This is a genomic window from Coleofasciculus sp. FACHB-542 (assembly GCF_014695825.1).
Taxonomy (GTDB): domain Bacteria; phylum Cyanobacteriota; class Cyanobacteriia; order Cyanobacteriales; family FACHB-T130; genus FACHB-T130.
In genome coordinates, this window is record NZ_JACJPB010000019.1 from 53403 (window position 1) to 74419 (window position 21017).

Sequence of the window (21017 nt, forward strand, 5' to 3'; positions counted from 1 at the left end):
GACATCAGGCAATAGTTACTGCTGAAATTGGGATAATAACCAAGCACCAACTAAGCTTTGGTTTTCTTGACGACTGCGCTGTAAAGCTTCCACTAGCATTGAAATTGCTAATCCCGGCAACACCTGAGACTCAGTAATTCTTTGACTTCCCCCAGCAGAGGTGATGACAAAAGCAATAATGCTGATATTCGCAACATCTACCACCCAATATTCTGCCACTCCTAAATCTTCGTATAGCAGCCGTTTTTGCCCAATATCATCAGATAGTGAAGTATTAGCAATTTCAATTACTAAATCTGGTGCTGGATATTGGTTTAAGTCAATGATTGACGTTCCCCAAGGGATTACATCAGCATTTTCACCAATATAATAAGACACATCTGGTTGACTTTCTTGAACGCCTATTTTTCTGTATGTACAGTTATCCCGTCCATGTATAGGAATACCTTTGAGGGTAGCAAACAGGTTAACGGCAAAGATAATAATAGTGTGATCGCTGGCGTGGTCAGAGCCGATAGGTGACATTTCTATCCTCAATTGTCCATTGTGGTAATAGCCTTTCGCTTGTTCTAGTTGCGGATCTTCAATCGCCTGGATATATTCATCCCAAGTCGCTACAACCCAAGTTTCTGTCGGTATTTTTGTTTGTAGTTTACTCATAGTTAAGGCGTTTAGGGCGCGATCGCTTCTTTAAATGTAGTGTAGTTTCTGGAATAGCATGCAATTGTCTATTACCAGAATTAATGGCTGAATTTGACACAGATTATTGGCTTTCTATCAAAATCTTCCCAAAGTGATCAATAAACTCTCGTAAAACTTCCCTTGAGCTGATACATACTTGCCAAGTATTGGGGAAAAGGTTATCTTCATTAAGTACTAGATAAGTGTCTCTGCTACTTAAGGTTTCAGGGTTAAATTTTTCTAAAGGAATTTGAGGAATAACTAATTCCGAATTATCATCATCCACTACTAGTTTATCCAGATAAAAAATGCCCATAGTTTTTCCTTCTACTTTTAAAAGATTCCAATAGTAATAGTCAAGTGACTGTAAAAAAATAGCTTTTTTACTAGGTAATATCCAAAACCTTCCTTTTGTGAAAGGACATATTTCCCCTGCTAAATCAAAATATTCCCGATACTGGAATATAAGTGAGTATCGATCTAAAATTTCTTTAGCAATAGAAATAAATAGCTTTTCTTTTTGCTGTACTAAAATAAGTTGATAGGGTTTAGCTCCTTTACCAGGATTCTTGAGCTGATACCCTCTATGTTGAGCGAATTCACTCACTTCAAACGTTTCATCAAAACCAAGTTGTGTCAGCATAGTGAGAGCCAAAGCCCTTAAATTCTCTCCGGCTTCACTATCTTTCGTGCTTGATGATGAAACTGGCTGAGATAGACCATTTAAATTTGCCTTTTTCTCTTCATCGCTAACCTCATTTGTGGCAGCAGGAGAACAATCATGAACCCACTCAGGCTTGTACTTGGCGAATAGAGCAACTAAGTCGCCGCGTTTCGACCGTCGATCGCCTTCAAATTCACTTTTGATGCCGAAGGCGGCATAAAGTTTTTCGATGTGCTTGCGTATAGTTCCTTGATGAATGTCCAGAGACTTAGCAACTTCAGCATCTGTACGCCTAGTCAAGACCATTCGCAACACCTCAACTGTACGAGGTTTCCGCAATTCTAGCTTTTCCAGTTCTTCGTTGAAGTGTTGACGATTCATATCTTTTCAAATATCGCAGTTATTCCATTATCTGCGTACTTTGCGTACTCTGCGTACTGAAATTAGGCTATATAGATGCCCATTGTCGTATGTATCTGCGTACTTTGCGTACTCTGCGTACTGAAATTAGGCTAATAGATGCCCATTGTCGTGTGTATCTGCGTTCTGAGCATGATATTCACAGAAGCATTTGAGTAAAGCAATGAAAATTCTAGAAAGTCAGCCTAGATTCCACCAGTTAGAAATACCAGGCATGGAAGAACTTCTTGGCAATCTGGAAATGCAGCCAGAAACTACAAAGACGAACCCAAAACCTATCTCCGAAATTTCGGCTAATAACACAGAAATTTATACCCCATTCCATCAGTTGGAAGTACCGGGGATGGAAGAATGTCTCTCAAAGCTGAAAACACAATCAGAGACTACTGACTTGAGCGAATACGGTGACGCGATCGCAATTAGCATCGATAATCTGGCTGACGAGACTGCCGCTTGAAAAAAAAGCGATCGCGTCCTCTCCTCATCTTTTAACTTGCGGACTTTTTAACTAGCTGGTAAGTCCGCAAATACTTTCTCTACTAGCTGTCGCGCTTTAGCGTCCAAGAGGTTCCAGTCTACATCGCCAGTATCCTCTTCAATTAAGCTAGTATCAATCTCGACTTGCTGATTCTCTGGGTGAGCGATCGCTTGCGTGTAATTGCGAAAACAGACTTGATAACAAAGTTCCCACAAATCAACAGTAACTTGCTGGTCTTGATGCTTCAAACAAAGTAGATAACCAGGATAGGGATTAGGCATTGCTACCAATGCTTGTTCTATCTCCGCAGCTTCCTCTGGAGAAGCAGATGCAAGCTGTTCTCTTAATAACGTAAAAGTGTTTTTAGTTTCCTCCGGCGTCCCTTCAGGCCAAATCAATACATCTTGGTAAGTTCCCTTCCAGTTTGATTGGTCTAGCTGTTTGCGAATCTGGTCGATGATTCGGATGAAAGCTGGTTGCATGAGCAATTCAGCTTGCTCCCAACTCGTAATATTTGTGAACTTTGGCATCATTTTTATCTTATAAAATTGAAAAAAATGTGATAGAAAAAACTTAAGGTTGAGGTGAAGATGGTGACGAGACTGGAGTTTCTCGCTGTACAGTTTCGACTTGACTAACTTGAAAAATCAAGGTAAAACGTTGACCCATCTTTTTGGCAACAAATTCTTCCAACAATCGCACTTGTTTAGGAGTTAAAACTTGCTCAGCGCGAACAGTAAGATAAACTTTAGGGGGGTTTGTTAACCAGTTGGACTCAGTTTTAACCAGTTCTACTCGCTGAAAAGTAATCGTATTCTTCAGTAGCGCCTGCTTCAAACTCGCTTCTAGTCGGGCTTGCCGGAGTAATTCTACAAAACTGATCCCTAAAGGAATCAAAAGAATCGCCGTTAAAGCAAGCGTCCAACTTAGGGCTTTCCTTGCTTTCGCTAGAGGGGTGTAGCCTGACAATAAAAAAGTCAGCATACAGGCAAGGGTAATCCCCAGCAAGTTCGTCATGTACAGCAGCGCTGCACCCAGACTCAGCGACCAATTCGCTTGGGCAAGCCCCAAACCAATGACACAAACGGGAGGCATCAGCGCCACAGCGATCGCTGTCCCCGCCAAAGTCCCAGAAATTTTGGGCTGCACTTTCGCAAAGCCACTAATGCCTCCAGCGACTACAGCAATTCCCAAATCGAGTAGAGTCGGTCTAGAGCGAGACAGTACTTCGCTGCCAAATTCTGGGAGTCCGACAAAGGAACCCAGAAGCATCGCTAAAACAATCGCCAGACACGTCCCCACGACGACTGCAACCAACCCTTTGCGAAACAGAATCACGTCGCCTTCTAAAGCGGCAAAGGCTAATCCGCGAATGGGGAACATCAACGGGGCAACGATCATCGCACCAATAATGACAGCCGCACTGTTAGTCAACAATCCCAAAGTAGCGATCGCGCAGGAACCAATAATCAACACGATGTAGTTCAAATCCATCGTAGATTCTTCCAACAGCCCCTCTCGCTGCACGCCTAACTCCTGCTGTGCCTTTCGTCGCCATCGCCGATATTTCGACCACTTCCAATGAATATTTTTTAGCAAATGAAAATAATACCCTAAAATTCTATCTGAAGCCTGATAAAAGCTCCGCTTGATGCTCAATATTCACAATGATCGCAATCCCTCCGCCAAATTTAGCTACGTCTCTGGATGGAAATCAGCAGTGAATTATCGGTGTTTACAGCCACGCTTCCCGAATGCTTCACACTCCAATCTGAAAAAATTAGTGAAATCTTTGACAAACTCTGCGGATTCGTTGGGTTTATCCGAGTGGTATTAATATTGAGCGTACATTCTTTTTTCGGCAGGTCGCACCATGATCGGGCGTTTATTAGACCAGCGTTACCAAGTTGTCCAAGCCTTGGGGGCCGGTGGATTCGGAAAAACCTACATCGCCAAAGACACCCGCCGTCCTGGTGCCCCAACTTGTGTTGTCAAGCACCTCAAGCCTGCTAGTAGCGACCCTCATTTTTTGGAAACGGCTAGACGGTTATTCACTAGCGAAGCCGAAACTCTAGAACAACTGGGAAATCACGACCAAATTCCTAGATTATTAGCCAACTTTGAAGAAAACCAAGAATTTTACTTGGTACAAGAGTTCATCGATGGGCATCCCCTCAGCGCCGAACTCTCACCCAGTTATCGTTGGGAAGAAGGTCAAGTCATCCAGATGCTGCAACAAGTCTTAAGCGTTTTGGAATTTGTCCACTACAACGGCGTCATCCACCGCGACATCAAACCAGACAACTTAATCCGACGCAACTCAGATAGCAAGCTAGTTTTAGTTGACTTTGGCGCAGTCAAGCTACTGCGAACTCAAACACTCATCAATCAAGCACAAGCCAGTGCCACCGTTGCTATTGGCACTCCCGGCTATATGCCAACCGAACAAGCGCAAGGCAGACCCCGCCCCAATAGCGATATTTATGCTTTGGGTATGATTGGCATCCAGGCACTGACGGGATTGATGCCGCTACAATTGCACGAAGATCCCCAGACAGGCGAGATTCTCTGGCAGCATCTAGTGGCGGTCAGTCCAGGGTTAGCAGGTTTTTTAACAAAAATGACCCGCTACCACTTCAAAGACCGCTATCAGTCAGCGACGGAAGCACTACAGGAATTGCAACAGCTAGCCTATGGGGGTGGACAGCAAGCTGTGGGGGTTGGATATCCACCCATCGGGTACACACCCGCTCCCCCACCGCCCCCAACTCCACCGTCTGAACAGAAAACCTTTGCAGTCGTTCCTCCACAACCAACACCACAACCTACTCCAAAACCAATCAGTCACGAGTACAATCGTCCTGTTGTTGCTCCCTCGTCTAATAAATTTCCCCTAGCGATGGGGATCGGGGTAGCTATTTTGGTATTTGCGGTAGGGGGGGCTATTGCTCTTTATCAATCCCAACCCAAGAGTAATGGAGGGTCTAAGAGCAATCCGAATGAAGTGGTAGACAAAGTACAAGAGACTTGCAAAGTTTCGGATGGGCCATTAAATGTACGTTCTAGCCCTAACGCTTCGGTAGTAGGTAGCGTCAAACAAGGGACGATTTTATCTGTTACCGGCACTGCACGAAATGGTTGGGTGCCGATTAGTTCGCCGCTCAAGGGATGGGTATTTAGAAAATATATCGATTGTGGCTCATCGGCCTCAACGCCTACCAAGCCCACTCCAACAACGACTGCCAAACCCTCTCCAGAAACGCCGAAACCTGCCGTCGATCGGGGACGGGAGATCATCGCCCAAGCGACGGAAAAATTTCAAGCGGGAGATTTCGACGGCGCGATCGCTCTCGTTAGATCCATTCCCGCTAACAGTTCTGCTTACGGACAAGCGCGGGAAGCGCTGCAAGAGTGGTCTTTGAACTGGTCAGTTGCACAAGGGATATATCGGGATTCCCAAAGAGCTTTCGAGCAAGGTCGGTGGCAAGATGTAATTGCTGCTGCAAACGACCCTGGACTTCCCCAAATCCGGTATTGGCAAGATCGGTTACGCCAATTAGCGGCACAAGCCGAGCAAAAACAGAACGAACAAACACCGTCTCCCAGCCCCAGCGAAAGCCCCACCGAGAGTCCTAGTCCCACTGAAAGCCCTAGCCCGATTCAGAGTCCGAGTGAAAGCCCTAGCCCCACGGAGAGTCCGGCAACTGAGCCTTCCTTGTGACGACACTCAGATAAGTGCTAAGCGATCGCTTTCCGCTCAAAGCGGGCACATTTCTCTACTTGCTCTCATCGGGAGGTGGAGGGAAAGGCACCAGCGCCGCTTGGAAGAAATAAACGCGACCGCAATATTGCGACCTATTAGAACAGATCGTTTCTATCGCCACATTATTGACATTAGTAACATCAAATGACAAGGAATCTTTCTGCCCAGGAGCAATCGTGCGAGAATGCTTACGCTGTCCATCTAAATAAATATTGACCGTGGTGGGAGGACTACCGCTGTCGTTATCCCGCATTCCATATTCCAAATTCAGAGTTTGGAAGTAAGTGTCATAACCCTCCGGCATGATTCTACAGGTCATCGACACAAAAGCATTGCCTGGGGCCAGACTGAGACGGCTGGTGTAGACGGCTCTACCCACAGCAACATCTGACTTATAAGGACGCCAACGACCAGGGCCAGTACTCACACATTTAGTCTCTGGGAGAGAGACCGTACGCCGTGCCTGTACAGCTTGATTGCCCAGAGTCGCCAAGACAAAGGACAGCAGCCCGCCAACAAGAAGTTGACTGATCAACTTGGTTTTTTGCATGGAGAGATCGCCAAGTTAAAAGGTAACAATCTTTACTAATGATACCGAATCCCCAGCCCCTGAATTGGCACCGACTCCAATAATAATCAGAATGCGAGCGCTTGGGTTAGAGAAAGCCCGATCGCAATGGGCTGACTGACAAATCAGATCGGACTGAAGGCAAAATCCCGGACTTCTAAGAAGTCCGGGATCTAAACCGCTGGCATCTCACCACTCAAATAAGACTGCAATATAAAATGCCTGCAACTATCCAAACCCCAAGAGACAGTTCTAGTGGGTGCTAAATATCCTAGCGGCAGCGGCAACACCGGCACCGGGAGTAAAGCCTTCGTATCCGACTTCTCGCAGTGTCGCTTCCAGAGCGGCAACGGCAGCGAGGATATCGCGATCGCTCACAAAACCCAAGTGACCAATCCGGAAGATTTTGCCTTTGAGATGGTCTTGTCCGCCAGCCAGGACGATGTCGAACCGCTTTTTCATCACGCTACGGATTTGTTCTGAATCCACCCCAGTCGGTGCCACAGCGGTAATCGCCGGACTGCCTGCCCCTTCAGGCGCAAACAGCGGCAACGAGAGCGCATTCATCGCGTCGCGGGTGGCAGTCATCAGCCGCTGGTGACGGGCAAAAATCGACTCCAAACCCTCAGCTTTCATCATTTTCAGGGCAACGTGCAGCCCCACAAATAAGTTCACCGGAGGGGTAAAGGGAGTGGTGTTTTTGGCGGCATCTTTGCGGTACTTGCCCAAATCCAAGTAGTAGCGGGGCAACTTAGCCGTTTTGTAAGCTTCCCAAGCTTTCGGGCTGACAGAGACAAACGCGAGTCCTGGGGGAATCATGTAACCTTTTTGGGAGCCAGACCCCACCACATCAATGCCCCATTCATCAATCGGCAGATTCACCGCTCCCAAGCTGGTAACAGCGTCAACGATCATTAAAGCTTCACCGTGGGCTTTAACATGACGATTGATCGTTTCCAGGTCGTTGAGAACGCCAGTGGATGTCTCGCTATGGGTGACAATGACCGCTTTGATTTGTTTATCTGTATCGGCTTCGAGTTTTTCCCGGAATTGTTCTGGGTCGAGGGCTTGACCCCACTCAGCTTTTACCGTATTAACATTCAGACCGAAAGCTTGGCTAAGTTCCGCCCAGCGATCGCCAAATTTGCCATTACAGCCAACCAAAACGCGATCGCCTGGACTCAGGAAGTTAATGATGCCAGCTTCCATCGCCCCCGTGCCACTGGCAGTTAACATCAGCACGTCATTCTCGGTTTGGTGCAACCATTTCAGGTTTTGCGTCACCTCAGCCATCAGTTTGCTAAATTCACTGCTGCGGTGCCCAAATGGATGCTTGGCTAAGGCGAGTAATACCTGTTCCGGCACTGGTGTTGGGCCGGGAATCATCAACATTAACTTATCGTCCATCGATCTGTCCTTAAACTTGAAGAGCGCATACTCCAGAATCGCATATCTTTTCCAATCCATTCACCAATTAGCAATCAGCTTTTTAGCTTTTCGGAGTAATTGAGTAATCGATAGTCAGTAGTGGGTAATCGGTTTACAGTCTCTTTACGAGCTAGTACTGACAAGTAAGGAGTTAATAACTACTAAAACATTGACAAAAAGCCAAATCTTTACTCTAATTTCTCCGGTGGGATTTTTCTTAAAAAAGCGGGAAGGTCTACCTGTAAATGTTTGTTGGGGTGAGGAGATGATAAAGGAGTTCGGTTGATTGGCTGAGGAATCTCAGCCACAGTTGGGGGTTCTATTGCCATCAGCAGTTCTTCCAGATCCTCAGGGCTATCTGCTAGCACTCGTTGCAAGAAATCCTTTAGTTTTTGAGCGCTACGAAGGCTAGCATTGCAACGGTCTTTCCAGTACTGGATGGCGGCTTCGTACTCATTTGCTTGCTGGGCTTGCATGAGAATTTGCTCTTGCAGGGTCGCGGTGTGAGTTTCTAATTCGGTTGTCTGGGCTTGATAGCGATCGCGCGACTCTGCCAAGTCGTGGCAAGCTTGTTGTAATCGAGCCTGAATTTTAGCTTGCTTGTCTAGCTGGTTTTCTAGGTCTTTAATCTGTCCGTGGAGAGCTTGAATGGTTGCATCCTGTTCACCAACCAAGTCTTCAGTCTCGGAAAGGTTTGCCAACAGTTGTTGCTGTTCTTCCAAAGTTTCGTTGGCTTCTTGGAGTTGATCTTCTAGCTGATTGATAACTGTAGCGCGCTCGCTACATCGACGGTAAAGCGCCTGCATTTGCTGCTCCTGCTCTAGCGCCTGCACCTCCAAACGCCTTATTACAGTTTGAGCTTCCAGCATTTGAAATTCTAGCTCCTGCACTCGTTGTTGCTGGGCTTCTAAGGCTGTTTGCCGGTTCGCTAGCTCTTGTTCCAGCAGCGTTTGACTGTTTTGGATAGTCTGCCGGCTCTGAGCCAGCTGCCTCCGCAAACGTCTTAATTCCCCTTGCTGTGCCTCAGCTAAAGTTTCAATCGTCGCTAACAATTCTTGAACCGTTTCCTCTTTGAGAACCGCTTGCGATTGATGATTCTCTAGCGCTTGCTGCTGCTCGAACAGCTGTTGCTTGAATTGATCGAGCGCCCGCTGTTGAAGATTCGCGGCTTCCTCTGTCGATGCCAGCTGAGTTTCTAAAAGATGTTGCTCGCTCAGTTGGAGCCTCAACTCACTGACACAAGCCTGGGATTCCTCCAACGCCTGCTCTAACTGATGAATGCGAGCTAACTGCTGCTGTTCTTGCGAAGGCGATCGCGCCAATTCCAGCGGTTCTGGAGGCTCCAGTTCCCAAGATTGTCTTTGTGAGTCTTCTAACGAGGGTAATTCGCTGGGGTGAGGCTGTGGAATAGCAAGAGCATCCGTTGCCTCTGCGTCTGCTGAAGCTTCCTTTGAATTTAACCAAAAACGATCGGCTGAATCTGGTTCAGTCACTCCGAACCTCCCAGAAGTCAATAACGGTCTTGGAGCATCCAACAGCCATCTCGCATTTCCGAGTGATGAGTTAGCAGTTAGCAGTTCTCGGAGCGTTTATCACTGTTTATCACTTAAGTAAGTAGAAAGCATTGACCCTAATTTTAGGGCTTTCCGGCGATTTTTCTGTATTGAGGACGAAGCATCAGTGCCAGCATCTAGGCACAGAATTCAGGTATTTAATAACTCTGGCTTCGCCCCACGCCCTTTCTAATCTTAATACCTTTTATACCTTGGGTTCTCGGTGTCCGGTGACAATATCTGGCGAAGGTGGTTGATCGAAGGCAATGTTATTCAGAGACCAACGGTAATCGATTGGTAAATTTGCTCGTTCGCAAGTTTGTTCGAGTTGCTTCTGTTGAGCCATTGCTTTGCGAAGAGTACTAATCAGCTGGTGAACTTGCTCCCGCACTGCCGGTTTTTGGCTAACGGCGAACGAGGTGTGGCGTTCCAACACTTGCAGGAGTAATTCGTAGTGGATACGAGAGGGAAGAGGAATTGGCTCCATGAAACCTAATTTACCTATAGGGGTCAAGATATTGGGCAAGGATGAGGCGGAAGGGGGAATGAAAAAGTTCTTTATTCAATCTTTCATCCTTCCTCCTCCCTCCTTTATCCTGCAAAAGGGTTTTCATTCTAGGAAAACAGCTTGGCGATGCCAACAGCAGGGTCGGACTGTTTCACCAAGGACTCACCAATCAGCACCGCATCAGCACCCGCTTGCACAACCAAGCGAAGGTCAGATGGCGTGTGCAGACCCGATTCGCTAACGACAGCGATCGCCCGATCGCGCAACTCGCTACCTCGCGCCGCTAAAATCTGGCAGGTTGTTTGTAAGTCTACGGAAAAATCTTCCAGATTGCGATTATTTATACCAACTAGCGTAACGCCTTCTAAGGAGAATACTCGGTCTAATTCTGCTAGAGTATGCACTTCAATCAGCGGTGTCATCCCCAAAGCATTGATAATTTTGACAAAGTATTGGAGGTCTTGATCGCTCAGAATTGCTGCAATCAAGAGAACGGCATCGGCTCCGTGGCGTCGGGCGAGATAAATTTGGTAAGGATAGATTAGGAAATCCTTACATAAAACGGGCAAGTCTACGGCAGCGCGAACAGCCGTCAGATTTTCAAAACTCCCTTGAAAAAATTTTCGATCGGTCAAGACTGATAAACAGCTGGCTCCTCCTTGCTGGTAAGCAGTCGCGATCGCCACTGGGTCGAAATCTTCCCGAATCACACCTTTACTGGGAGAAGCCTTTTTGACTTCTGCAATCAAGGCAGGTTTTGTCTTCCCTTGCCGCAAAGCACCGATAAAATCACGAGGTGCAGGTGCAGACTGCACTTGACGCCGCAACTCCACTAAGGGCAGGCGTTCTCGCATCTGGTCAACTTCCGTTTCTTTTTGCCAGACAATTTCCTCCAGAATGTGGCGGGGTTTGGCATCAGGTACGGCAACCTGATAGCGTAAAGTGCTGATGGCAATCGATGGATTTGGGGGACGGCGGCGAATTTGCATATTTCCTAGTTTGGCACAATTATTCATGGGGAATGGGGGCTTAGTAGAGGTCATTTGTCAACGGTGATTCGTCATTTGTCACCAGCAATCGACGAATGACGAATCACAAATGACTCTTCTCCCTAATGAGAACCTACAGCCCGTTTGTAAGCTTCATCCAATACTTCTGAGAGGGTGGGATGTGCGTGGACAAAATATGCCAGAGTCTGGACAGAATTGCGTTGAGCGATCGCGTTTGCGGCTTCGTGAATCAAATCCGCTGCATGCATTCCGATGATGTGGACGCCCAGCACTTCGCCTGTATCTTTGCGGTAGATGACTTTTGCCATCCCGTCGGCTTCCCCTTCTGCGATCGCTTTCGAGTTTCCTTTGAAATAACTCTTCGCCACTGCAACTTCGAATCCCTCCTCTTTCCCCATTTCTTTCGCCGCCAGTTCCGTCTTGCCGACAAAGCTAATTTCTGGGTGAGTAAAGGCGGCGGCAGGGATGCTGTGATAATCGATCAAACGGTGACGCCCGCAGATATTCTCTACCGCCACGACGCCTTGAGCCGACGCCGCATGAGCCAGCTGCATCTTGCCCGTAGCATCTCCAATTGCCCACAGGTGAGGCACGGGTTCGCCACTTGACAAGACTGCCATCCGGTCATCGACGGGGATAAAGCCTCTATTTGTCTCAACGCCGATAGCATCCAGCCCCAAGTCCTTAGTATCCGGAATGCGACCTGTAGCGACCAAGCAAGCGTCTACTTCCAGCACGTCCACAACTTCTTTAGTTTGGGCGTCAGCTAGCTCAATGACCACGGGAGAACCAGGTTTAACACTCTTCGCCAACGTGCCTACTTTCGTTTCAATGTCGCGCGGCTTAATCAGCACTCTTTCGGCAATTGTGGCAATGTCCCGGTCAAACCCTGGCATCAGCTGGGGTAACGCTTCAATCATCGTGACTTCAGCGCCTAATGCCGTGTAAACATCTGAAAATTCTAGACCAATGTAACCGCTGCCAATAATCGCGATCCAGGAAGGTAGCGACTCCAATCTCACGCCGTCGTCACTGGTAAAAACAGTTTTCCCATCAATTTCAATTCCTGGTGGAACCCAAGGAATTGACCCAGAGGCAATGATAATGTCTTTTGCCGTAACGGTTTTTTCACCCGATCCCGTGCTGATGGTGACTTTTTGGGGTCCCGCAATTTTCCCCCGACCTTGGAGAATTTCAACGTCCAGCCGTTTCAAACTGTTTGTCAAATCGCCGCGAAGCTTGGAGACAAGGTTGTTCGCATGATCTGCGATCGCTTGTCGGTCAAACTCAACACCTGCAACTTGAATCCCCAGCGATTTCAGATGGTGGGCATTGCGTAACTCTCGCACTCGACCGGATGCTGCCAACAAAGCTTTAGAAGGAATGCAGCCCCGATTCACGCAGGTGCCGCCCATATCGGCTGCTTCCACAATGGCGGTTTTGAGACCGCAGGAAACGGCGTGTAGGGCAGCGCCATGTCCGCCGACACCGGCTCCAATAATCACTAAATCGTAATCAAATCCTTGAGTCACGTTACTCTCCCCTAGACGACGATGCCCTCCTCATTTTCAGCTTGACCAACGGTGAGCGCAAGTCCCCAATCGGTTGTGGAGTGAAAGAGTGCAAGTTATTCTCCTTACAATTTTCTCTAAAAAAATTACGAATGAGTCATCCCTTCAGCCGCGTGTTATATCTTAGAAACTAAAAGAAATCCAGCGTTCGCTCGAATTGAGCGAGCGCTGTCAATTACTAGGGTGCCCTGCTATCAAAAGCAGTGTTTGTGGAACCAGCGTAATGAATCAGAGTGACCAAGACCATCGTCGCGCCGCCGATCAAGCGTTTAGCGAATCGCTTGAGCAATTGCAGGATTTATTGGAATTGCCGGACAATCAGACGGCTCGATCCCAGTCAGAGTCGGACAGCGGTAATCATCAAAAAGAATTGACTGAAGCAGATGAGCTGGAACAAGCCGCTGCTGACATTGAGGAATATATGCAGAAAAAGACTAAATCATCGGGGAACGGATAGCGAGTAATTGGTTGGGAAAAGCGAAAAAAACACTAACCATTGTTGACCCATAACTACTGATTAGCGGCTACTTCCTAACTTCTGCCATTCTGACGCTTTACTTCGTACAACATCAAAGCAGCTGCTACAGCCACGTTTAGCGACTCGACTCCTGGACTCAGGGGGATGGTCACTTGCACCTGTGCCAGTGAAACTAACTCTGAAGACAATCCAGCACCTTCATTGCCCATCAAAATCAGCGTGGGACGACGTAAGTCTACCTCCCAGTAGGTTAAAGTCGCACTAGGCACAGTTGCCACGACTTGCATTCCTCGTTCCCGACACTGAGAGATATCTGCGATCAAATCAGAACTGCTCCGCATCGGTAGCCGAAACCATTGTCCAGCAGAGGCTCGCAGCACCTTTGGATTGTCCAGATCCACACTATCTTCACTGACACACAAACAATCCGCACCCGCAGCGGCGGCAGTACGAATCATCGTGCCGAGGTTGCCCGGATCTTGCACGGTTTCCAAAATTAGCCCCAAACCCGTAACTGGCAATGGGGACACCTGGCGGCTCATCCGGGGTGCCGTAGCGATGACACCATCGGGTTGAATCGTGGTAGCGATCGCTTTCAGAACTTCCTCGCTCACCACTTCAGCCCTTTGACATCGATTACAAGCTTGCTCCCACAATTGCTGGTGACGCTCCTGCCATTGAGGCGTACAACAGACCGTTTCTAACGGATAATCAACCGCACAAGCTTCCTCTAGCAAATGCGTCCCTTCCAACAAAAATATTTGCTGCTCCCGCCGTTCCTTGGAGCGATGTAACTTGCGAATTTGCTTGACCAGAGGATTCTGGAGACTCGTCAACATCAACAAGAATTAGGACTGAGGACTGAGGACTGTAGGACTGAGAAAGTGTCAAAAGGCAAGAAAGAACCTTTTCCCAATCTGGCAAAGGATTGAGTTTTGAGTGTTACTAAGTGACGAAATTCTTTATTAGCGTCTGACTACATTAGCGTCTGATTACCCTATCTCGATCGCCACTTTTTTCTACTCAGTCCTCACTCCTGATACCTCAGTCCTAAAAATGCGGAACCCGGGACTTGAACCCGGAAGTCCTTGCGAACACTAGAACCTGAATCTAGCGCGTCTGCCAATTCCGCCAGTTCCGCTGACGTCTGGATTTATACCACCGATTTACTATCTTGCAACAAACCCTAGAATTTGTCAATACCTTTTATCCGGAAAAGTGAACCGATACAAGGTACAATGCTTCATCGACTGACAATGAAGCGGGATTGCTAATCTAGACATTTAAAATCTTTCCTGTAGAATCAAAACCAAATTTAAAAAAAGCCACCCTATTCCGTGAAATTTGGAGGACAGACCTATTAACTCCCCTCTCAGCCTGACCGATACTTACTCTCTGCCCGAAGAAGACAAGTCCGTTTTGCACATTTGGGGTAGAGCTTCCTTGCAAGGGCACGTCAAGATTAGCGGCGCAAAGAACGCGGCACTAGCGATCATGGCAGGAGCCTTGCTGTGTCCTGAAGATTGCCGAATCCGTAACGTTCCCTCGCTTGTCGATGTCAAGCGCATGGGTCAAATTCTGTCGTCCCTAGACCTGAAGCTGGAATGGAATGGCGACATTCTCGACATCAACGCTAGCCACATTGGGCAATCAAAAGCTCCCTACGAGTTAGTTTCTCAGCTACGAGCTAGTTTCTTCATCGTTGGACCGATGCTGGCGCGACTGGGTGTAGCAAAAGTGCCCCTACCTGGCGGTTGTGCTATCGGTGCCAGACCTGTCGATCTTCACGTCCGAGGTTTGCGGGACATGGGGGCAGATGTCCAAATTGATCATGGGATGGTCAATGCCCATGTAACTGGCAGCAATCGAAGATTAAAGGGAGCCAAAATTTATCTGGACTATCCCAGTGTTGGTGCGACAGAGACACTGATGATGGCGGCAACCCTAGCAGAGGGAGAAACAATCCTAGAAAACGCCGCCCAAGAACCAGAAGTCGTGGATCTCGCTAATTTCTGCATTGCAATGGGAGCCAAGATTCGCGGTGCAGGTACCAACACAATTGTGATTTCTGGTGTTCCCAGCTTACATTCTGTAGATTACAGCATCATTCCCGACCGGATTGAGGCGGGGACATTGCTCGTTGCAGGAGCAATTACCCATTCAGAACTAAGTCTGTCCCCAATTATTCCAGACCATCTCACGGCTGTGATTGCCAAGCTGCGGGAAATTGGAGCGACGGTACTCGAAGAAGCGCCCGACTGCCTGCGGATTATCGGAGGACAAACACACACGGCAACAGATATTGAAACATTGCCATATCCTGGATTCCCCACGGATATGCAGGCACAATTTATGGCATTGCTGACCCTCAGTGAAGGGGACAGCGTGATTAGCGAAACGGTTTTTGAAAACCGATTGCGTCATGTGGCAGAGTTGAATCGCATGGGTGCAGATATTCGCGTGAAAGGCAATCATGCAATTGTGCGGGGTGTGCCAATGTTATCGGGGGCACCTGTACTAGCTACTGATTTGCGTGCTTCGGCGGCGTTGGTTTTGGCATCGCTGGCGGCAGAAGGAAAAACAATCATTCGAGGATTGCAGCATCTAGATCGGGGTTACGAAAAACTGGAGGATAAACTACGGCAGCTGGGAGCTAAACTACAGCGGGTGCAGGATGATGACAGTTTGCCAGTTGAAAATTTGAAGGTTGAAGGTGACAGCCTGCCGGTTGAAGGTTTAAAGGTTGAAAGTTGAAGGAAGGGTAATCGGTAATGGGTAGAGTGATGAGTGATGAGGTATTCATTCAAAACTCATAACTCAACACTCATAACAATTACCTTTTACCGAATTGTCTATTCCTTCACAATTTCTGTCAGCGCTGGTTTTAGGGTTGAATACTGATATTCAAATCTTTGGGACAAGGTGCGTTTTGGAAGAACTTGTTGCCCTTCCAAAACGACTTGGGCACCATCTCCTAAGAGACCTTCTAAAACAAAGCTGGGAACTGGTAGCCAGGAGGGTCGATTTAAAACTTCTCCCAAAGTTTGAGCCAATTCGTTCATCCGGACTGGATTCGGAGCTGTACCGTTTAGGACACCTTCAATTTCCGGATGGCTGAGTACAAATAGAATTAGATTCACTAAATCGTCTCGGTGAATCCAGGAGAACCACTGACGCCCTGAACCAATGGGGCCACCAGCAAACATTTTGAAGGGGGGAAGCATTTTGGCAAGTGCCCCTCCCATTCCTAAGACAATTCCAGTTCGCACAATTACTAGTCGCGTGCCGCTGTCTTTGACTTTTTGCGCTTCTGTTTCCCATTCTTTACAGACAGTGCTGAGAAAATCATTACCGGCTGAACTAGTTTCATCAAAGGCAGCCGTTTCGCTGGTGCCGTAGTAGCCGATTGCAGAAGAATTAACTAAGACAGCGGGCTTACGATTCGCTTGATTAATTGCTTCTACAATTTTTTGCGTCCCTAGCTTTCGGCTATTTAGGATCGTCTGCTTTTGTTCTGGAGTCCAGCGTTTTTCCGCAATCGGTTCTCCCGATAGATTCACCACAGCATCGCATCCAGCAATGGACTGTTGCCAGGAGCCTGATTCAGTGGGTGTATATGCAATGATTTCGAGATTGGGATAGGTGTTGGCAGGAAAGACTTGCTTCGCTTTCGCAGGGTTACGACTGAAAACCAAGATTTGATTTCCTTGAGCGTGTAGTCGTTCTACCAGACGAGAGCCGACAAATCCAGTTGCTCCTGTAATGGCTACTTTCATGCTTCTCTGGTTGCCTCGCTATCGGGGGTTTTTTTCGTGTCGCTGTAAGCCATACCATTGACCTCAGCATAGCGATTCATAAACCGCATAAATCTCTCCCAGTGGTCTTCTCGCTGAATTTCAAATTCGCAGTCCAACCGCTGAAAATCATCCCCTTCTGGTCCGCTGAAAACAAATTTTACAGAAGAAGGCTCAACGCTTATTTCACCTTCTTCATCCGTTAATCGCAGCCCATTAGAAAACTTATTTTTAAAGCTGTTGAATTTTTCTATGGCTTTCAGCTCGTTAAATGTCATCAATACCGTGCGGACTCCAGAACTGCGATTCCGCCGTAAGCTGACGTTACCGATTTCTTCAGGAATCCCTTCAAAAAATTGAATTAAGGGTGTATTAGAAGTCATGCACAAAATTAATGAAACTCATAAAGTAGTATACAAAAGTCAAATGCCCTCCGAGCGCTGACTCGGTGAGCTAGAGAGTTTAGAGGCGATCGCCTAAAATATTTTTGACAAGTTGTCGGTAAATGCGTCCTAAAACCGACATCCAAGGTAGGGAGATTTTTAACTCAACTTTTCCCTAACCAGATTCTGAGCAAGTAGCTTTAAATTTATTAATTACAGGGGTTGACTCCCCAAACTCCTCTTAGAAGCCCGAAGGAGCCTTGAAGATGGCTCTCCTTCACTCTATAGGGAAGGGGCTGGAGGTTGGGTCTGTATTGCACTCAACTGCAAACCGTTATCGTTGCTCAATCTTCGTCTTTCCTGTTCATCCTCCCAGTCTTAACCATCCAAACACATCCCTTACCGTTAGCCGCAGTTCTGTTAACAAGTCTGGAACAGGTAGCACGTCGAATGCTTCCTGCAACAATTCCGGTTGCTGTCCGGGAGGATAAACTAGCACGGAGCGTTCGTCTGGATCGAGTAGCCAGCCTAATTTGCTACCGTGTTTGAGGCAGTGCAGGATATTTCCGGTTACTTTGGTTTGACTTTGTTCTGGAGAGAGAACTTCAATTGTCCAATCTGGAGCAGCCTGAAATACATTGGCAATATCCTCATTTTCATCAAGAGGGATTCTATCCCAAGCAAACACCGCCACATCTGGCACGATTGACCGTCCGCCGAAGGTACACCGCAATTCCGGAAAAGCTAGGGCAATTCGCTTAGCCTCGACCACCTCATTAATAACAGTGACTAGCTTTCCCTGTAACTTGCTGTGCTTCCCTTGCGGCATTGGCTTTTGGATGCTTTGACCCTTGATGTATTCGCTGGCTGGCTTAGTTTCTGGCAGCTTCAGAAACTCCTCTAGAGTCAGGGTTTTAGGAGGTGTATGTACCATAAGCGCTCGCATAAATGCCGCTACTATTACCCTACTCGTGCAGTTTCACTCCCCGAATTGACAAATCCAACAACTCTACCGGATGCATGATGGGAATTGTCTTCTCTTGCAGTTCTAAATGCTTGCTAATTTGGATCGTACAACCGGGATTTGCCGAAGCAATTAATTCAGCACCCGTATTCAGAAGATTTTCAACTTTTTGTTTACCCAATTCTCCAGCAACTTCAGGTTGCAGCATATTGTAAACCCCAGCACTGCCACAACATAACGCTGCATCCATCGGTTCTCGAAGTTGAACGCCTGGAATTTGGCGCAATAATTGACGCGGTTGGACGCTAATTTTTTGCCCGTGCAATAAATGACAGGCATCTTGATAAACCAAAGTCAATGGTTGATCGGAAATTGGGGAAAGTTTTGCCGTGATTCCGGCTTCGTATAGAAACTCTTGAGCGTCTTTCACTTTAGTAGCAAATTTTACAGCTTTCTCTTGATAATCGGGGTCATCTTGTAGCAGGTGTCCGTATTCTTTTAGAGTATGACCGCAACCAGCAGCATTGATGATGATGGCATCAACGTTTGTACCTTCAAAACTATCAATCATTTGGCGCGCGATCGCTTTTGCTTGTTCTTCCTGTCCTTGGTGATGCGGCAATGCAGCACAACACCCCTGAGCCTTTGGAATCACGACTTCACAGCCATTGGCAGTTAATACCCGTACCGTTGCTTCATTGACCTTTGAGAAGAATAGACGTTGCACGCAGCCCAAAATAACGCCCACTCGATAGCGTTTCTCACCCTCAGCCGAAATCACCTCTGGTAGGGTATCTACAAAGGTTCTGGGAGTAATTTCTTGCAGATTTGATTCCATCGCTGCTAAGCGGGGAGAAAGGCGTTGGAGTAATCCAGTCGAACGAACTAATTTTTGCAAGCCTAATTTCTGATAAACCATCAGAGGCGCTAGCAAAACTCGCAGCCGATTAGGATACGGAAATAAGGAAAAAATTAGTTTTCGATACAACTTGTCTGGCAAACTGCGCGAATAATTGCGTTCAATTTGGGGACGCATGGCAGTAATTAGCTTGTCATACTGCACGCTAGAAGGACAGGTTGTGACACAGGCAAGACATCCTAAACAAGAGTCAAAATGCTGTACTGTTGCAGTATTTAGAGAAATCTCACCTTTATTGATAGCATCCATGAGATAAATTCTGCCTCTAGGAGAATCCATCTCTTTGCCAATCACCCGATAGCTGGGACAAGTAGATAGACAAAAACCGCAGTGAACGCAGCTATCAATTAACTTGGGATTGGGGGGATGATCGTTATCAAATCCGTTAATATTAATCGGGTTTGAGTCATCTAAATTTGTTAAAGAATTTTCTGATGTTTGCATGGATGAGTGTAATCTTCCCTACTTTTTGGACGGTGTTTTCTGCGATGAAAGCGCTTTGTTCACATTCCACCAATAAACCGACTTGGACTTAAAATATTTTCTGGATCAAATTGCGTTTTGATTTTCTGCATTAAATCCAGGGCGTTGCCGGTATAACCCCAGACATCTAGTTGCTGCTTCAAGAAAATCGGCGCTTCTAGAATTGTCAGAAACCCGCCGTGAGATTCACAGAGCGATCGCATCTGTTGTAAAAACGCGATCGCTGTTGTTTCTACAACGTCACTATTGCACCGCAGTAGTCCCAACCCACTTCCAGCATGGATCAGACACATCACCGATGGGACGTGGATTTGCAGATGAGTCAAAATGGTCGCGGCGGCAGTTGGTAATACTCCTATTTTGCAAGCGATCGCTGCCTCTGTGTGGGATGCCCACATTTGTTCTTGTAACTTCTGCCATAACTCAGCCTCATCGGCATCTGAATACAAGACACCCTGTAAACCGAGATGTTGCCCCACTTCCAACCATCGAGCGCACTGTTCCTTCACGCTCGGCGATACACTTTGAAAGCGAGCGATCGCACCAATGCCCTCCCCTAACCCTAAACTAGCCACAATTTGAGTGGATAGCAGGTCAACAGCCGTGGGAGTTAAGGCTGAAGCGAGCAAAGTTTTGGTGGCTGCGGCAATTTTTTCGGCTGTGCCAGTCAGCACTACGGTTGCAGATGCCTCAGGCAGGGGATAAACCCGAAACGTCACTTGACTGATAATCCCTAACGTTCCAAAAGAGCCGGTAAATAGCTTCATCATGTCGTAACCGGCAACATTTTTTACCACCCGACCCCCAGCTTTGGCAATCTGACCATCGCTGCGGACGAAAGAAAGACCCAGTAGCATATCCCTCACCCCACCATAGCGTTGTCGCAAAGAACCGCCCCCCGCAGTCGCAACAATACCACCAACCGTGGCGTCTTTTGGATAGGCTGGATCGAGGGCGAAAAATTGACCTTGTTGCGCTAGAATCTTTTGCAGTTCGGCAAATTTCATGCCTGCTTCGACCGTAACGGTTAAATCGCCAACCGCATGAGCGATTAAGCGATTCAGACGTTCGGTACTGACAACCAAATTGACCCCATCGACTAATCCGCCCCAACCTAGTTTGCTAGCGCTGCCACAGGGTAAGATGCCCCACCGATGCTGGTAGGCATAAGCCATAACCTGAGCGAGTTCTTCCTCGGTGCGGGGAGAAACAATGCAATCAAGGGTCGTTCCTGGTGCAATTGCTTGAGAGATTTGTGCTTTTCGAGTGGCTTCTATCTGTTCCCACGGCACAATACCAGAGCTGGGGAGGAGACTTTCAAGTTTTTGGGCTACGCTATTCATTGCTTAAAA

The 21017-nt window shown here is 47.4% G+C and carries 20 protein-coding genes and 1 tRNA gene; 4 read left to right on the top strand and 17 right to left on the bottom strand.

The features are described from left to right. Nucleotides 1–15: 15 nt before the first annotated feature. Entirely contained in the window at nucleotides 16–660 is a 645-nt protein-coding gene (locus H6F52_RS04805) for a Uma2 family endonuclease (protein WP_190532363.1), read from the bottom strand. A gap of 103 nt (nucleotides 661–763) precedes the next feature. Beyond that, on the bottom strand, nucleotides 764–1726 hold the full coding sequence (locus tag H6F52_RS04810) for a hypothetical protein (protein ID WP_190532367.1): 963 nt from the start codon (nucleotides 1724–1726) through the stop codon (nucleotides 764–766). Nucleotides 1727–1928: 202 nt separating this feature from the next. Between H6F52_RS04810 and H6F52_RS04815 the strand changes: the two genes are divergently transcribed. Beyond that, complete coding sequence (locus H6F52_RS04815) at nucleotides 1929–2222, top strand: hypothetical protein (protein WP_190532370.1); 294 nt, start codon at nucleotides 1929–1931, stop codon at nucleotides 2220–2222. A 47-nt stretch (nucleotides 2223–2269) separates the two neighbouring features. On the opposite strand, the gene H6F52_RS04820 is transcribed toward H6F52_RS04815, so the two are convergent. Both H6F52_RS04820 and H6F52_RS04825 read right to left on the bottom strand, forming a co-directional pair. After that, the gene (locus tag H6F52_RS04820; protein ID WP_190532373.1) at nucleotides 2270–2776 is read right to left on the bottom strand and encodes a hypothetical protein; all 507 of its coding nucleotides are present in this window, start codon (nucleotides 2774–2776) and stop codon (nucleotides 2270–2272) included. A 40-nt stretch (nucleotides 2777–2816) separates the two neighbouring features. After that, complete coding sequence (locus tag H6F52_RS04825) at nucleotides 2817–3842, bottom strand: DUF389 domain-containing protein (protein ID WP_242033852.1); 1026 nt, start codon at nucleotides 3840–3842, stop codon at nucleotides 2817–2819. Between the two features lie 274 nt (nucleotides 3843–4116). On the opposite strand from H6F52_RS04825, the gene H6F52_RS04830 reads away from it, so the two are divergent. Next, complete coding sequence (locus H6F52_RS04830) at nucleotides 4117–5964, top strand: protein kinase (protein WP_190532376.1); 1848 nt, start codon at nucleotides 4117–4119, stop codon at nucleotides 5962–5964. A gap of 55 nt (nucleotides 5965–6019) precedes the next feature. Here the strand turns inward: H6F52_RS04830 and H6F52_RS04835 are convergent, their stop codons facing one another. The 6 genes from H6F52_RS04835 to lpdA all read right to left on the bottom strand — a co-directional run bounded on the left by H6F52_RS04835 (nucleotide 6020) and on the right by lpdA (nucleotide 12605). After that, a complete protein-coding gene (locus H6F52_RS04835; RefSeq protein WP_190440924.1) occupies nucleotides 6020–6556 on the bottom strand; it encodes a hypothetical protein in 537 nt (178 codons plus the stop codon). A gap of 270 nt (nucleotides 6557–6826) precedes the next feature. After that, complete coding sequence (locus H6F52_RS04840) at nucleotides 6827–7981, bottom strand: alanine--glyoxylate aminotransferase family protein (protein ID WP_190532379.1); 1155 nt, start codon at nucleotides 7979–7981, stop codon at nucleotides 6827–6829. A 209-nt stretch (nucleotides 7982–8190) separates the two neighbouring features. After that, nucleotides 8191–9495, bottom strand: a complete 1305-nt coding sequence (locus tag H6F52_RS04845; RefSeq protein ID WP_190532382.1) for a hypothetical protein — start codon at nucleotides 9493–9495, stop codon at nucleotides 8191–8193. 265 nt (nucleotides 9496–9760) lie between these two features. Further along, on the bottom strand, nucleotides 9761–10042 hold the full coding sequence (locus H6F52_RS04850) for a DUF5340 domain-containing protein (RefSeq protein WP_190425738.1): 282 nt from the start codon (nucleotides 10040–10042) through the stop codon (nucleotides 9761–9763). Nucleotides 10043–10170: 128 nt separating this feature from the next. Continuing rightward, nucleotides 10171–11052, bottom strand: coding sequence for an indole-3-glycerol phosphate synthase TrpC (gene trpC / locus H6F52_RS04855; protein ID WP_190532536.1), 882 nt, complete (start codon nucleotides 11050–11052; stop codon nucleotides 10171–10173). Nucleotides 11053–11174: 122 nt separating this feature from the next. Then, a complete protein-coding gene (gene lpdA, locus H6F52_RS04860) occupies nucleotides 11175–12605 on the bottom strand; it encodes a dihydrolipoyl dehydrogenase (protein WP_190532384.1) in 1431 nt (476 codons plus the stop codon). A 262-nt stretch (nucleotides 12606–12867) separates the two neighbouring features. Here lpdA and H6F52_RS04865 point away from each other — a divergent pair, with 262 nt between their 5' ends. Then, a complete protein-coding gene (locus H6F52_RS04865) occupies nucleotides 12868–13101 on the top strand; it encodes a hypothetical protein (protein ID WP_190415527.1) in 234 nt (77 codons plus the stop codon). 74 nt (nucleotides 13102–13175) lie between these two features. On the opposite strand, the gene H6F52_RS04870 is transcribed toward H6F52_RS04865, so the two are convergent. After that, nucleotides 13176–13961: an RNA methyltransferase gene (locus H6F52_RS04870; RefSeq protein WP_190532386.1), complete on the bottom strand. Its 786-nt coding sequence runs from the start codon at nucleotides 13959–13961 to the stop codon at nucleotides 13176–13178. 218 nt (nucleotides 13962–14179) lie between these two features. Further along, a tRNA-Leu gene (locus tag H6F52_RS04875) sits at nucleotides 14180–14263 on the bottom strand. Nucleotides 14264–14466: 203 nt separating this feature from the next. Between H6F52_RS04875 and murA the strand changes: the two genes are divergently transcribed. Beyond that, entirely contained in the window at nucleotides 14467–15876 is a 1410-nt protein-coding gene (gene murA, locus H6F52_RS04880) for a UDP-N-acetylglucosamine 1-carboxyvinyltransferase (protein ID WP_190532389.1), read from the top strand. 98 nt (nucleotides 15877–15974) lie between these two features. On the opposite strand, the gene H6F52_RS04885 is transcribed toward murA, so the two are convergent. The 5 genes from H6F52_RS04885 to H6F52_RS04905 all read right to left on the bottom strand — a co-directional run bounded on the left by H6F52_RS04885 (nucleotide 15975) and on the right by H6F52_RS04905 (nucleotide 21008). Beyond that, entirely contained in the window at nucleotides 15975–16898 is a 924-nt protein-coding gene (locus H6F52_RS04885; protein ID WP_190532392.1) for a TIGR01777 family oxidoreductase, read from the bottom strand. Then, on the bottom strand, nucleotides 16895–17299 hold the full coding sequence (psb28, locus tag H6F52_RS04890; RefSeq protein WP_190415533.1) for a photosystem II reaction center protein Psb28: 405 nt from the start codon (nucleotides 17297–17299) through the stop codon (nucleotides 16895–16897). Before psb28 ends, H6F52_RS04885 begins: the two co-directional genes overlap by 4 nt. Nucleotides 17300–17663: 364 nt before the next feature. Beyond that, complete coding sequence (locus H6F52_RS04895) at nucleotides 17664–18233, bottom strand: Uma2 family endonuclease (protein ID WP_190415535.1); 570 nt, start codon at nucleotides 18231–18233, stop codon at nucleotides 17664–17666. A gap of 31 nt (nucleotides 18234–18264) precedes the next feature. Further along, nucleotides 18265–19626: a (Fe-S)-binding protein gene (locus H6F52_RS04900; protein ID WP_190532395.1), complete on the bottom strand. Its 1362-nt coding sequence runs from the start codon at nucleotides 19624–19626 to the stop codon at nucleotides 18265–18267. A 59-nt stretch (nucleotides 19627–19685) separates the two neighbouring features. After that, nucleotides 19686–21008 (bottom strand): FAD-binding oxidoreductase, encoded by a 1323-nt coding sequence (locus tag H6F52_RS04905; RefSeq protein ID WP_190532399.1) that lies wholly within the window; start codon nucleotides 21006–21008, stop codon nucleotides 19686–19688. Nucleotides 21009–21017: the final 9 nt, after the last annotated feature.

Excerpts from the sequence above, each read along its gene's own strand:
- H6F52_RS04810 (WP_190532367.1), bottom strand. The coding sequence starts at position 1,726 with ATGAATCGTCAACACTTCAACGAAGAACTGGAAAAGCTAGAATTGCGG.
- H6F52_RS04870 (WP_190532386.1), bottom strand. The coding sequence starts at position 13,961 with ATGTTGACGAGTCTCCAGAATCCTCTGGTCAAGCAAATTCGCAAGTTA.
- H6F52_RS04840 (WP_190532379.1), bottom strand. The coding sequence starts at position 7,981 with ATGGACGATAAGTTAATGTTGATGATTCCCGGCCCAACACCAGTGCCG.
- H6F52_RS04815 (WP_190532370.1), top strand. The coding sequence starts at position 1,929 with ATGAAAATTCTAGAAAGTCAGCCTAGATTCCACCAGTTAGAAATACCA.
- H6F52_RS04865 (WP_190415527.1), top strand. The coding sequence starts at position 12,868 with ATGAATCAGAGTGACCAAGACCATCGTCGCGCCGCCGATCAAGCGTTT.
- H6F52_RS04900 (WP_190532395.1), bottom strand. The coding sequence starts at position 19,626 with ATGCAAACATCAGAAAATTCTTTAACAAATTTAGATGACTCAAACCCG.
- H6F52_RS04885 (WP_190532392.1), bottom strand. The coding sequence starts at position 16,898 with ATGAAAGTAGCCATTACAGGAGCAACTGGATTTGTCGGCTCTCGTCTG.
- H6F52_RS04905 (WP_190532399.1), bottom strand. The coding sequence starts at position 21,008 with ATGAATAGCGTAGCCCAAAAACTTGAAAGTCTCCTCCCCAGCTCTGGT.
- H6F52_RS04820 (WP_190532373.1), bottom strand. The coding sequence starts at position 2,776 with ATGATGCCAAAGTTCACAAATATTACGAGTTGGGAGCAAGCTGAATTG.
- H6F52_RS04850 (WP_190425738.1), bottom strand. The coding sequence starts at position 10,042 with ATGGAGCCAATTCCTCTTCCCTCTCGTATCCACTACGAATTACTCCTG.
- psb28 (WP_190415533.1), bottom strand. The coding sequence starts at position 17,299 with ATGACTTCTAATACACCCTTAATTCAATTTTTTGAAGGGATTCCTGAA.
- H6F52_RS04835 (WP_190440924.1), bottom strand. The coding sequence starts at position 6,556 with ATGCAAAAAACCAAGTTGATCAGTCAACTTCTTGTTGGCGGGCTGCTG.
- H6F52_RS04895 (WP_190415535.1), bottom strand. The coding sequence starts at position 18,233 with ATGGTACATACACCTCCTAAAACCCTGACTCTAGAGGAGTTTCTGAAG.
- H6F52_RS04830 (WP_190532376.1), top strand. The coding sequence starts at position 4,117 with ATGATCGGGCGTTTATTAGACCAGCGTTACCAAGTTGTCCAAGCCTTG.
- trpC (WP_190532536.1), bottom strand. The coding sequence starts at position 11,052 with ATGCAAATTCGCCGCCGTCCCCCAAATCCATCGATTGCCATCAGCACT.
- H6F52_RS04805 (WP_190532363.1), bottom strand. The coding sequence starts at position 660 with ATGAGTAAACTACAAACAAAAATACCGACAGAAACTTGGGTTGTAGCG.